Source organism: Thalassotalea marina (genome assembly GCF_014656435.1).
Taxonomy (GTDB): Bacteria; Pseudomonadota; Gammaproteobacteria; order Enterobacterales; family Alteromonadaceae; genus Thalassotalea_C; species Thalassotalea_C marina.
Genome location: NZ_BNCK01000003.1, coordinates 517,316 through 530,990 on the forward strand (window position 1 = coordinate 517,316; position 13,675 = coordinate 530,990).

General features: G+C 41.1%; 11 protein-coding genes. 7 read left to right on the forward strand and 4 right to left on the reverse strand.

The features are described from left to right. Positions 1-32: 32 nt before the first annotated feature. The 3 genes from IE199_RS08775 to IE199_RS08785 all read right to left on the reverse strand — a co-directional run bounded on the left by IE199_RS08775 (position 33) and on the right by IE199_RS08785 (position 3,148). Positions 33-743, reverse strand: coding sequence for a DNA alkylation repair protein (locus IE199_RS08775; protein WP_229854616.1), 711 nt, complete (start codon positions 741-743; stop codon positions 33-35). A gap of 132 nt (positions 744-875) precedes the next feature. After that, positions 876-2,510, reverse strand: a complete 1,635-nt coding sequence (gene pgi, locus IE199_RS08780; protein WP_189769303.1) for a glucose-6-phosphate isomerase — start codon at positions 2,508-2,510, stop codon at positions 876-878. 209 nt (positions 2,511-2,719) lie between these two features. Further along, a complete protein-coding gene (locus tag IE199_RS08785; RefSeq protein ID WP_189769305.1) occupies positions 2,720-3,148 on the reverse strand; it encodes an Lrp/AsnC family transcriptional regulator in 429 nt (142 codons plus the stop codon). Positions 3,149-3,278: 130 nt separating this feature from the next. Between IE199_RS08785 and yjeH the strand changes: the two genes are divergently transcribed. The 7 genes from yjeH to IE199_RS08820 all read left to right on the forward strand — a co-directional run bounded on the left by yjeH (position 3,279) and on the right by IE199_RS08820 (position 12,414). Then, positions 3,279-4,535: an L-methionine/branched-chain amino acid transporter gene (gene yjeH, locus IE199_RS08790; RefSeq protein ID WP_189769307.1), complete on the forward strand. Its 1,257-nt coding sequence runs from the start codon at positions 3,279-3,281 to the stop codon at positions 4,533-4,535. 184 nt (positions 4,536-4,719) lie between these two features. Next, positions 4,720-7,557, forward strand: a complete 2,838-nt coding sequence (locus tag IE199_RS08795) for a TonB-dependent receptor (protein ID WP_189769309.1) — start codon at positions 4,720-4,722, stop codon at positions 7,555-7,557. 60 nt (positions 7,558-7,617) lie between these two features. Next, positions 7,618-8,973, forward strand: coding sequence for a DUF5690 family protein (locus IE199_RS08800; RefSeq protein ID WP_229854617.1), 1,356 nt, complete (start codon positions 7,618-7,620; stop codon positions 8,971-8,973). Then, positions 8,970-9,776, forward strand: coding sequence for a phosphonoacetaldehyde hydrolase (gene phnX, locus IE199_RS08805; RefSeq protein WP_189769311.1), 807 nt, complete (start codon positions 8,970-8,972; stop codon positions 9,774-9,776). Before IE199_RS08800 ends, phnX begins: the two co-directional genes overlap by 4 nt. Next, positions 9,773-11,167, forward strand: coding sequence for an FAD-dependent oxidoreductase (locus tag IE199_RS08810; RefSeq protein ID WP_189769312.1), 1,395 nt, complete (start codon positions 9,773-9,775; stop codon positions 11,165-11,167). Before phnX ends, IE199_RS08810 begins: the two co-directional genes overlap by 4 nt. Continuing rightward, positions 11,164-11,715 carry an HD domain-containing protein gene (locus tag IE199_RS08815; protein WP_189769314.1) on the forward strand — a complete coding sequence of 184 codons (552 nt, stop codon included), beginning with the start codon at positions 11,164-11,166 and terminating at the stop codon, positions 11,713-11,715. The genes IE199_RS08810 and IE199_RS08815 overlap by 4 nt, the downstream gene beginning before the upstream one ends. A 6-nt stretch (positions 11,716-11,721) precedes the next feature. Beyond that, a complete protein-coding gene (locus IE199_RS08820) occupies positions 11,722-12,414 on the forward strand; it encodes a UTRA domain-containing protein (protein WP_189769316.1) in 693 nt (230 codons plus the stop codon). A 50-nt stretch (positions 12,415-12,464) separates the two neighbouring features. Here IE199_RS08820 and phnW read toward each other — a convergent pair whose 3' ends face one another. After that, positions 12,465-13,556 carry a 2-aminoethylphosphonate--pyruvate transaminase gene (gene phnW / locus IE199_RS08825; RefSeq protein ID WP_189769541.1) on the reverse strand — a complete coding sequence of 364 codons (1,092 nt, stop codon included), beginning with the start codon at positions 13,554-13,556 and terminating at the stop codon, positions 12,465-12,467. Positions 13,557-13,675 lie beyond the last annotated feature (119 nt).

A 13,675-nucleotide genomic window follows, 5' to 3' on the forward strand; every position in this document is an offset into this window, starting at 1 on the left:
AGTTACAGGTGGTTATCGAGAACTTTTTATTATTAGGCGGTACTCACCTTTAAATAATGTTTTCTTTGTGATTGTGGCAATTTTTCAATCGCATAACGCAGCATAGTTTTTGGCATGCATTGATAATGTAAGTCTAAGAATCTTAGTTCTGCTGCTAAGTCTATCTTGCCAACTTCACGTAACATCCAGCCAGCAACTTTATGAATTAGATCTTCATTATCATCCAGTAAAAGCTCTGCAAGCGCGAAGGTTTGCTCAAATTGCTGATGTTTTATCAAGGTATATGTTGCCATCATGGCAATGCGCCTTTCCCACAGACTATTTGAAACCGCTAGCTGAAAGAGAACTTCTCTATTTTTATCCAATAAGTAGTGGCCTAATATTTTATGTGCAGAACAATCCACCAGATCCCAGTTATTGATCCATTTAGTATTGGCGAGGTAGCTATCAAAAATAGCTTTCTGTTGTTCAATTTGTTTTGAAGATTGATAAAGTGCCACCATTAACAACAAAGCAAACAATCGAATTTCGTGGTATTCGTTATGCAGTAGTTTTATTGCGTCAGCTAACTCAGCATTTTTATACTGTTTGACAAGATTTCTAAGTACAGGTACTCGAATACCTAAAAATTTGTCTCCGGCGCCATACTCGCCAGGGCATGTTTTAAAAAACCGTTGTGAATGTTCAGCAATATCGGCATTAGCTATACTTTGTAAATGCGCAACGATATCATCGGTCATCATATTTAAAACCATTTGAATTAAAGGCAATAAATCTAAACTACAACGCTGTGGTTAACGCGTCAAATCATTAAATATTGACTATAAAAAAGCACTGCAATTGCAGTGCTTTCAAGTATTTTATGCAGCGTTAGCTTATTGATGGCGTTGTCTAAACATCTCAATTAACGCATTGGTTGAACCATCCATTGTCAGTGGCTCGTCGTGATTTGCTAATTTAGATAACACCTGATTACCTAGCGCTTTACCTAACTCAACACCCCATTGATCAAAAGAGTTAATTTGCCAAATAACACCTTGGACAAATACTTTGTGCTCGTATAAAGCAATTAAGCTACCAAGAGTTTTAGGATCTAGTTTATCAAAAATCAATGTATTGCTTGGTTTATTGCCTTTCATTACTTTGTGACTAGATAGGTTTTTAATTTCATCAGTGCTGCACTTAGCTTTTGTCATAGCGGCAATAACTTGTGCTTCTGATTGACCTTCCATTAACGCTTGCGCCTGACCAAAGCAGTTTGACGCCAACATGTCATGATGATTTTCCACATCATGATGAGGATGCAACGGCAACATAAAATCAACCGGAATAGGAGTTTTACTTTGGTGAATTAACTGATGGAACGAGTGTTGGCCATTTGTTCCTTCACTACCCCAAATAATAGGGCCAGTATCATAATCAACTTCTTTGTTGGTTAATGACACAGACTTACCATTACTCTCCATATCTAACTGTTGCACGTAAGCAGGTAAACCACGTAAATAATGATAATACGGAAGCAATACTTGTGATTGAGCACCGTGAAAATTGCGATACCAAATACCCAAAAGAGCAAGAATAACCGGCAAGTTTTGATCTAGCGGCGCACTGGTAAAGTGCTGATCCATCTCAAATGCACCTTCAAGGAACGCTTGATAGTTATCAAAACCTATGGCTAAAGCTAATGGTAAACCAATAGCAGACCATACCGAATAGCGACCACCAACCCAGTCCCACATAGGAAAAATGTTATCTAGGTCAATGCCAAACTTTTCCGCGGCAGCGATGTTGGTAGATACACAAGCAAAATTGTATTTAACATCGTCTTGACTAGCCGTTTGTAAGAACCAGTTTTTTGCTGATTCAGTGTTACGCAATGTTTCTTGAGTAGTAAGCGTTTTAGATGAAGTGATCACCATAGTTGTTTCAGGATCTAACTTCGCGAGTACGTCCTGCAAATGACAACCATCTACGTTAGCAACAAAATGAACATTTAAATGTTTTTGTCTGTAAGGCTTTAATGCCTCTGACATGATTTTAGGACCAAGGAATGAGCCTCCAATACCAATACTCACTACATCGGTAAATGCCTTACCACTGTATCCTTTCTTTTCACCCGACGACACAGCGTCAACAAAACGCTTCACCTTAGCCAAAGTCGCTTTAACTTGTGGCATCACGTCATCGCCATCAACATATACAGCTTGGTCTGAAAAGTTGCGCAATGCAGTATGCAATACTGCTCGATTTTCTGTAATGTTAATGGGTTCACCAGCAAACATTTTACTGCGATGCTTTTCTAAGTCAGCACTTCTAGCCAGATCAAATAACAAATTAAGCGTTTTTTCAGTGATCTGATTTTTAGAATAATCAAGCGTAATTCCCGCAGCCACGGCAGACAGTTTATTAAAACGCTGTTGATCAGCCACAAACAAATCTCGCATATGCGTATCTTTGATCTCGTTGTAATGTGCAGCCAATGCCTGCCATTGTGGTGAACTTGTTAACATATCCTAATTGCTCCTGACGTGAATTGAGACGCGATAAATCTTGGCGCTTCTACTTTTTAAAATGGTTATTATTTATTCTAGCGACCAAGCATGAAAGTTTGGTGAAATTTAATACCATTTCATTTTAAATGCGCGCAATATTAGCATAATTTTTTGGTGATTTTCTATAGCACAACCAAAAATGTAGTTTTTTTACAACAACAATTTTATTAGCTGCGATTATCGATCCATTCACTCATAACAACATGTGTTTTTATCTTCACTATATCTGCTTGATTATCAATGAATTCTCTAATCTCATGGATACGTTGCATGCTCTCAGCTTTGACATAAATAAGTAAATCCATGTCGCCGGTAATGCCATGACAAGTTTCAATTTCCGGAAATTTTCGCAACATAGGAACAACATCAGCACAGCGAGATCGGCAATGCTGGATTTCCAAATAAGCCTGCACGCCTGATTTTTGTGCTTCTGAAATAGACACGTGATAGCCCTTGATAGTGCCATTGTTTTCCATTTTCTTAATGCGTTCGGTCACAGAAGAACGTGACAAGTTTACTTGCTGCGCAATGCTAGACACGCTCGCTCTCGCATTATTTCTAAGTTGCGCCAAAATGGCTTGATCAAATTTATCCATATGTTGCCCGTACCAAAAAATCAAAATGACGTTATAACCGTCATTTTGACGGAATTTTCCGTCAGATTATTTTTCTATTCTACTTTACTATCTTCACCCTGTATCTATACAAATCACATATATAAAGACAATGAACAAATTAAGCCGTTGGCAAGGTGCGGGACTACTCGCCACCACATTGTTGGGCACAAGTGTATTTATTCTACCGCAAAGTTCACTAAATATTGCAGGAGAAAATGCTATATGGGCTTGGGTTTTACTGACCTTGGCAATCATTCCGGTCACCATAATTTTTGGCCAACTGTCTGCTAATTTTCCGCATGCGGCAGGGCCTGCACATTTTGTTGAGCAAGCTTTTGGTCGAGTGATAGGTCGTGCAATCGGTTTATCTTTTTTATTTGCGGTTCCTTTAGGTGTGCCAGCAGCAATCTTAATGACATACCAATTTATCGATGGCTTAGTGTCATTATCGTCAACCCAACAATGGCTGGTTCAACTTGCGATGTTAACCAGCATTTACATCGTTAATTTTCGTGGTATCCGAGTATCAGCGCAAATACAACTAGTATTAACATTGGTGATCGTTATGGTTGTGGCGGCGATGTTATTCGCGGCTTTATTTTCGCTTGAACATGCCGGTATTCCAGTGCCGAATCAGGATGATATTAACCCGTTGTTGATTGCCGCAGGCTTGGCATTTTGGAGTTTTTTGGGTGTAGAAGCCATGTCACACCTATCGGATGATTTTGCGCAGCCAGCGAAAGATTTAATCCCAGCGATGTTAATTGGTATTTTATTAGTCGGCATGGTTTACGTCGTATGCACCTTGATTTTATATTGGTTACCGAATGATCAACCACTCTCTATGGCTGTTGTGTTTGATCAGTTGTTTGGTGGGTTAGGTCATTGGATTATTGGTTTGTTAGGTATTGCCGGAGGATTAGCCACAGTTAACGTTTACACTGCTAGTGCAGCAAAATTATTAGCAAGCTTTGCTCAGCAACAAATTTTACCCCGTGTATTTGCCAAACAAAATAAACATAACGTCGCTAATCGGGCGTTACTCTTCATTCTGACCATTATGGCAATCGTCATTACTTATACCTATATAGCCGATAAACAATTGGAAGATTTAATATTTTGGGTCAATGGTGTGTTTATTTTAATTTATCTAAGCGCGATGTTAGCTGCTTACAAGCTGTTGGCAAATAAGTATCGTTGGCTGATCCATTGCAGTGTTTTATTTTGCTTGGTTATTATCTATGGCTTAGGCTGGAACATGAGCTATGCGTTTTGTATTTTATCTATTCTTGTTCCCATAGTTTGGTATCAGCAAAAACATTTAACCTCAAAAGTTCAAAACGCGCTAATTAGCAATAAAATATAATCAAAACAGTAGGGTAAGTTATCATAAATCATTACTCTACACTTTGTTTTTCGCCCCTGTTATAACTTTAGCTCGTCATCGCATTTTAAAATTTGTGACATATTTATGTCACAAATTGCTCTTACACTATTCCTCAAAATCTGGTCTAGACCAACAAAATTAAACACACTTTCTTGGGGATAACATGTACAAACTAACACCGATAGCAGCCGGCATTTTAGCTATGTCTAGCTTTTCCGCTTTAGCTGATGGTTCAATTACAGGTTTAGTAACTGATGCTTCTGGCACCTTGTCTGGTGCTAAAATTTCAGTTGTTGGCACTAAATCAAAAACTTCATCAAATTATCAAGGGCAGTTCAATTTATCTCGTCTACCTGCAGGTAAACATACCTTACGCGTAGAGTATCTAGGCTACCCTTCTTCAGATTTTGACATTACCGTTGTTGACGGAAAAGTTGTCGATCTAGGCAGTTTGAGCCTTAACCTTAATCAAAACACCATGGAAGAAGTGGTTGCCGTTGGTTATATGCGTCGTGGTGCCATGATGGCCACTAACATGCAAAAAGAATCTGACAATATTAAAAACGTGATGTCGGCCGACGGTATCGGCAAATTGCCAGATCGTAACGCAGCAGAAGCCGTGCAGCGTATGCCGGGTGTCTCTATTGAACGAGACCAAGGTGAAGGTCGATTTGTTGCCGTTCGCGGTTTACCATCGCAGTGGAACTCTACTTCCATGAATGGCGATCGTTTACCAACTGCTGAAGAAGAAACAACTAGTCGTGCTGTTGCCTTTGATTTCTTCCCCACAGATATGATTGAGTTGGTAGAAGTATCTAAAGCGATTACACCGGACATGGAAGGTGACGCGATTGGTGGCAACATTAACTTTGTTACGCGCAGAGCACCAGATGAACGCATGTTTTCGGTGAATGTTGGTGTTGGCGATTCAGAAAAAGCAGAAGGCGGTAGTTATTCACTTAACATGCTTTACGGTGATCGATCAGCGGATAACAAGTTTGGTTTCTTGATCAATGCCACCGCTTGGGAACGTGATTGGGCAACCGATAATTACGAGCCAAGAAGAGAGATTGATGACGACGGTTTTGCTGGTGTTCATCGCTTAGAGTTACGTGATTATACTGGTACACGTAAAACCTACGGTCTTAACATGTCGGGTGAATACTTGCTCGATCATGGCTTAGTATATGCCAAAGCTATGTACGGTACTTTGTCTGACGAAGAAACCCATTACAAACACCGTGTACGCTACAACAAGAACCGTGTAGAGCTTCAACATATCTACAATGAATTAATCACCGAAATGAAAGGGTTCGAATTTGGTGGTGAATATGATGTCGACTTTAACACACGCTTAGAATGGAAGCTCAGCACCTACGACAATAAATTTGAATATGGCGATATTCCCAACGGTGAAGATAACGCTTACTACGTAGTTAAATTTAAACAAGGTGTTGAATTTGATAGTGATGTGGGCATGCGAGATGGCCAAGATGTTGGCAGCGGCCTTATTTACAACACCATAGATGGTGGTACTGACTCAGCCCGAGGTATCGGTATGCATTTACCCAGTGATTGGGTAATGGATCCAACAAAGGCCGTGTTAGCAGACGTTGAACTTTATGGCATTGATGTTCGAGAAAAAGACAAAATCGTCGCCCAACTTGATTTAATTCATACCTATTCAGAACAACTTGAACTGAAAACCGGATTTAAATACCGCGACAAAGAACGTAATGCTGATTTCTATGACAAGTTTTATGGCTGGAATGAAGAAAAGTTTGGTCCGACTCCAACACTGGCACAAGTAGCTAATGATTTAGGGGTTAACTTAGTTGATCAGCCAAGCCGTGGTGATTTTCTTGATAACTTCTCTATTGATTATCAAAAACACTTTTCACAAGTGATCCCGGTTAACGATTTAAAGCGTTGGTGGGACGACAACAAACATAAACTTAGCTTTATAGATGGTGACTCAGAGGTTGTTGAAAATGGTGGAGGCCTGAGCCGTAACTTTGACCTAGAAGAAAGTCATTTATCCTTCTACGGTATGGCGACTTACAAACCGTCAGCACTATGGACTATTTTAGGTGGTGTACGTGCGACACAAACCAAAACCGACGTTTATGGTTACGTTGCGGTTGAAAGTGACCAAGGTACCAAAGTAGAACCAGAAGCAGGCGGTAAAGATTATTGGTCAGTATTGCCATCATTACATGTTACATATCATCAAGATGATATGACCAATATTCGACTTGCATTAACTCGCACCTTTGCCCGTCCGGATTTTGGTCAATTATCACCTGGCGCGACCTATTTAGAAATGGAAAACCAATTGCGCTCTGGTAACCCAGAACTTGACCCAACTTACTCAAACAACTTCGATTTAATGTATGAACATTATTTTGATGACGCTGGTGTAATTTCGGTCGGCTATTTCTACAAACAAATTATCGATCCAGTATTTTCACAAAGCTACCAAGGCAGCTATCGCGGTAACTCTGTGACAGTTAAAAGCCCATTAAATGGTGATGATGCTTGGTTACATGGCATAGAGTTTACAGCTAACTCAAGCCTTGCTTTTATCAATGAATCGCTTGATAACTTTGGCATGAGCTTTAACTTCACTTTAATGGATTCTGAAATGGAAATTCCAGGCCGTGAAGACAAAGTGAAAATATCTCGCCAAGCAGATGAGCTATATAACTTTGCACTTTATTACGATGATGGCAATTTCGCAGCGCGTATTGCAGTTAATCACAAGGGTGAATATATCGAAGATCACGGTAGCAATGACATGTTAGACACCTACTACGGTGACTATACAAGTGTTGACGCAACTGCTTCTTATTACATCAATGATAACTCCATGATCTATATGGAGTTAAACAACCTAACTGATGAGCCACTGCAATACTTTACTGGCTCAGAAAGTCGTCCAAATCAACTTGAGTACTACGGGATCCGTGGTCAAATTGGCTTTAAATACGACTTCTTTTAATCAAGCTGTCAACTGGGAAGGCTAACCTTCCCAGTTCTCCTCTTTTTAGGTAAGTGATCAATGTCGGTAATCAGCAACTTTCTTCAGCGTAGCAACACTTTTGTGTTTGTAATTTATGCCTCGTCAGCGGCATTTATGACTTACTTCTGCATGTATGCATTTCGTAAACCTTTTTCCGTAGGAAAATTTGAACAAGTCGACGCCTTTATGGGCGTGTTAGATTTCAAAATTGCTTTGGTATTAGCACAAGTTTTTGGCTACTTATTGTCAAAATTTATCGGCATCAAAGTTGTTTCCGAGTTAACGGCAAATCGCAGGGCGTTAGCTCTGTTATCTTTGGTTATGGCGGCGCAGTTGGCTTTAATTTTATTTGCCTTAGTGCCTGAATCGCTAAAGCCTCTGATGATGTTCTTAAACGGTATTCCGCTGGGCATGATTTGGGGCATCGTTTTTAGCTTTCTCGAAGGCAGGAAAACCTCGGAAATTTTGGGTGCTTTTTTAAGTGTTACTTTTATCGTGGCATCAGGGTTAGTGCGCACTGTTGGCCAATGGTTAATTTTAGACTTAAACGTTTCAGAATATTGGATGCCAGCAACAACAGGGGCTATTTTTATTTTACCGCTGTTTTTATCCGTGTATTTTTTAGCACAAACACCTGCTCCTTCGCCTAGTGATAAACTGGCCCGTCAAGCACGAGCACCGATGAACGGCCAGCAACGATTAGCTTTCTTTTTGCGTTTTGCTCCCGGTATTTTATTGCTGATCTCAAGCTTTTTACTTTTTACCGGCTTAAGAGATTTTCGCGATAACTTTTCCGCCGAAATTTGGCAAGCACTTGGCCATGGTGAGGAGCCAGCAATTTTTGCCTATGCCGGGATTCGCATTGCGGGTGTGGTGTTGTTTGTTTTAGCTGCCATGGTGGTTATCAAAAACAATACCACGGCATTTTTAAGCAACCACGGCTTTATCTTACTCGGCTGTGCTCTGTTAGGCGGCACCACTTACGCCTTTGAACAACAATGGATTGATGGCAAAAGCTGGATGGTTTGGTTAGGTGCTGGGTTATATATTGCCTACATTCCCTACAACTGTTTTTTGTTTGACCGCATGATTTCAGCTGTTGGCTCAACAGCTAACGCTGGTTTTTTAATTTACCTCGCCGATTCAGCAGGCTATTTGGGTAGTGTCAGCATTTTGCTTTATCGCACATTTGCTTCACCCGACATCAGCTGGCTCGAATTTTTTATTCAACTTTGTTACTTGGTGGCAACCCTTGGGGGAGCTTTGGTGATTGGTTCTATGTTGTATTTTAGCGTTCGGCTGCTTCGCGCCAGCCATGCATCTCACGTTAAACATCAAGATAGTGATGAGAGACTCACTAAAGCTCCCCAACTTTTTTATAAGGAAAACACATGAATCACATCGAAGCCGTAATTTTAGATTGGGCAGGCACAGTCGTCGACTATGGCTCAGTCGCACCTACCACTATTTTTGTTGAAGCATTTAAGCAGGCTTACAACTTTGATATTTCTCTCGCTGAAGCTCGAGTGCCAATGGGCATGGGCAAGTGGGATCATATAAAAACGTTAGGGCAGTTACCGTCGGTAGATCAACGCTGGCAAGCGCAATTTGGCCAGTCAATGACAGACGACACGGTTGATGAGATTTATCGCACCTTTATGCCATTGCAAAAAGCCAAAGTAGCACAACATGCAACACCAATTGCAGGGGCATTAGACACCATAGCGTGGTTAAAAGCACAAGATATCAAAATAGGTTCTTGCTCTGGTTACCCTAGAGAAGTCATGGAAATCTTAGTGCCAGCCGCCGCAGAACATGGCTATAACCCAGATTGCTGGGTCGCAAGCGATGACACTGTTGGTTCAAGACCAGGCCCATGGATGGCACTTGAAAACGTGCAAAAACTTGGCATCAAGGATGTCGCTAATTGTATTAAGTTTGATGATTCTGCACCTGGTATCACAGAAGGCTTACGTGCAGGTATGTGGACTGTAGGTCTAGCTGTTACTGGCAATGCCATCGGTTTAACAGAGTCAGAGTGGCGCGACTTATCATCAGAAGAGCAAAACGCGTTAAAAACTAAAGCTTATACTGAGCTTTATCAAGCAGGTGCTCATTTTGTTGTCGACTCATTGGCAGACGCAATTCCGGTGATCCAACACATCATGGCCAATAGAGCGAGACAGCTACGCCCATGAGTAATACTCAGCCTTTTTGGTTTAAACAAGCATTAACCTTAACGGGCGATCAACCTGGTAGACCATTAACCAGCAACATCAGCACTGATGTGTGTATTGTTGGTGGTGGTTTTACCGGCCTGTGGACGGCAATCAAAATTAAACAACAATCACCTAATACCGATGTCACCATTGTCGAAAAAGGACGATGTGGAGAAGGCGCTTCAGGGCGTAATGGTGGCTGTATGTTAACATTTGCCACTAAACTCAATACCTTGGTCAGATTATTTGGCATTAAAGAAGCAATTCGACTAGTTCAGGCTTCTGAGCAAGCAGTCTTTGATATTGAGCAGTTTTGTCAAACACATCAGATCGATGCCGATATACGAGTTGATGGCGCTATTTACACCGCCAATAATGCTGCTCAAGCTAAAAACCTATATCAACCACTTAGTTTACTTGAGCAATATGGCATTAATCGTTGGCAAAAATTAAAAGCACATGAAGCCATAAAGTTCTCTGGCAGCCCGTTAACTCAAGCAGCTATATCAACCGATGCAGCTGGTAGTTTGCATCCAGGAAAGTTAGTACTTGGGCTAAAAAAAGCAGCGCTTTCACTTGGCGTGAATATTTATGAACATTCGCCGATGACAGCACTACAACAAACGACGACTCCCGAGGTTAATACCAAGCAGGGCAGTATAAAAGCCAAAAAAGTGGTGATGGCAGTTAATGGTTGGATGGGGCAAATGTTCCCTCGCTTTAATCGGCATTATGTATTGGTGTCATCTGACATGGTCATCACTAAACCTCAGGCAGATGCATTAACTGATATAGGTTTATCACACGGCAAAGCCGTGGCGGATTCGCGTATTTTTGTTCATTACTATAGAACAAGTGCTGACGGTAGACTCATGTTAGGCAAAGGTGGGAATCTATTTGCTTATGGCAACAAGATGTTGCCAGCTTTTGATCAAAAAAGTGGTTTTGAAGGCATGTTAAGCAACAGTTTTAACAAACTTTTCCCCACTTTATCACTCAACTTTGAAACCAGTTGGACGGGCGCTTCTGATCGCTCTGTTACCGGACTTCCGTTTTTTGGACGACTAAACGACAACCCCAATATCTTTTATGGGTTAGGTTATTCTGGCAACGGCGTTGTACAAAGCTATCTTGGTGGTGAAATACTGTCTTCTTTAGCGTTAGACCTTAATAACACATGGTCAAATTGTGGTTTAGCAAAAGGGCCATTAGGTTCGTTTCCACCTGAGCCAATTCGTTACCTTGGTGCACAAATCGTTAAAAACTGTGTGCAACGTAAAGAACAGTTTGAAGATGCCAACAAAACTCCTTGGTGGTTTGACCAACACATGGCCAAATTTGCCGCAGCGGCAGGAAAAGCAGACAAATGATCAACGATGTGATGGCAGATATTGAACAACTTTTTCAGCACTTTGGCGACAAAACTTACGGAGAAGCCTGCAGTCAACTCACGCACGCCATCAGTAGTGCTTGGCATGCGCAACAACAGCAGGCACCGCAATCTCTAGTTTGTGCGGCTTTTCTGCATGATATTGGTCACTTTATTGCTGACCAACGTCAAATGGCAGGTTTAGACCAATGGGGTCACGTTAATCACGATGTGATTGCTAGTGATTGGCTGCAACAACAAGGCTTTCCCGCTAGCGTTTATCTGCCAATTCGTTATCATGTACAAGCAAAACGTTATGTAGCGCGCACCATGGAGCCTAGTACGTTATCAAAGGCCAGTTTTCAAACCTTGCAACAGCAAGGCGGCCCAATGACTGATGACGAAGCGTTAGCTTTTGAACGGCTTAGCGGTTTTGCCGAAGCAATAGAGCTCAGACGCTACGATGATTTAGGAAAACCATGCCATACAATCGATGTATCAATTACGCCATGGTTAGCTCTGACAAAACAGGTGTTAATAGGAAACTAGGGACTTATGCTGCTCTACCAAGAAATTAGGCAATACTTATTTGCATTGATCGCTAAACATCCCGAGTTAAAAAAGCTACCCTCTGAACGTGAATTATTAGAAAAGTTCCAATCAACTCGCATCACCGTGAGAGAAGCATTAACCCGATTAGAAGCCGAAGGTGTAATTTATCGACAAAACCGCAAGGGCTGGTTTATCTGTCCTCCCAGATTAAAATGGGATCCAGTGCAAAAAGTGAACTTTGGCCAATTAGCCCAAGATCAAAACTTTACCGCATTAACTCAATTAGTTTCTTTTGAAACAGCCGTAGCACAAGAATGGCTAGCCCAAACCTTTGAGCTAAATACAGCAAGTAAATTTCACAATGTATGCCGAGTACGCTCGTTAGATGAACGACCGGTAATGGTAGAGGAAATATACTGTTTAGCGTCACAGTTTCACGATTTACAACACAAGCCATTAGAAGATTCTATCACCACCATATTTGCGCAAGATTATGGGGTTAATATCACCCATGAACGCAGCAGTTTAGTGGTAACGGCGATACCTGATGATAAAGCAGATGTTTTAAATGTAAATAGTGGTGCTCTGTGCTTAAAAATTATTCGTAAACGCTTTAATCAACACGATGAACTGGTTGACTACAACATTGAATATTGGGTACATAGTGCGATAGAGATTGAAGTAGATAGTAAATAAATTTAACTATCATAACGTTGACAAAAAGGCCGCGAAGCGGCCTTTTGTATTTACCAATATTTTGCTTGAGCAATTGCCGCAATAAGGCGTTTAATATCTTCCGGATACACTTCACCAATATTTCCGATACGAAAACAATCGGCATCTGACACTTTTCCTGGATAAATAACAAAACCCAACGCCTTCAGCCCTTGATAAAAGCGATTAAAATCATATTCAGGTGCACTTGGCGAGTAGAATGACGTAATAATAGGCGAGTGCATTTCAACAGGTAATAAAGGTTCAAAACCAAGCTCTTTCATACCATGACATAATAATTGCTGGTTTTGCTGATAGCGTGCTTGCCTAGCAGCTACACCACCTTCTTGTTCAAGTTCTAAGAGCGCTTGACCAAATGCTCTCACCACATGCGTCGGTGACGTAAAACGCCATTTGCCATTAGCATGTTCCATGGTATGCCATTGGTCGTATAGATCTAGGCTTAATGATTTTGCATTGCCTTTACAACGTTCTATAGCTGCTAGTTTTCCGATAACAAATCCAAACCCTGGCACACCCTGAATGCATTTATTAGCGGAGCTAATCAAAAATTCGATATTTAGTTGAGCGACATCCATAGTTATGCCACCAAAGCTCGACATTGCATCTAAAATAAAACGTACTTTATGCTCATCACAAAGTGCAGCTATCGCCTCAACAGGATTTAACATCCCTGTGGTTGTTTCACAATGCACCATAGCTAAGTGACTAAAATCACCTGAAGTTAAGGTGTTTGCAATCAATGCTATATCGGGTGCCTGTGTTTCTTTAAAGGTTAAGACTTGATGGTTAAGTCCAAGCACTTGGCAGATCTCAGCCATACGTTTGCCATAAGCGCCATTGTTAATCACTAACAACTTATCATTGGGTAAGATAGCGCTGCCAAGCACAGACTCAACCGACGACGTGCCACTACCTTGCATCAATACACTAGAATAGTCGTTTGAACTGGTTGCCAAACTCACTAAGGTTTGGCGAATTTTTTGAACAACATCAATGTTGTAATCATCATCCCAAGTACACCAATCTTTGAGCATAGCTTGCTTGACGGTGTCTGACGTCGTTAACGGCCCCGGCGTTAATAATAAATAATGGTTCATGATTTGATCCTAATCAACTGGTCTAGACCAGATTGTATGTGTGCCTTACTAAAATGACAATCGACTGAGTTTAATCTTCATCAAATTGTCATATTAGGCGGCACAATATTGGATCGTGTATT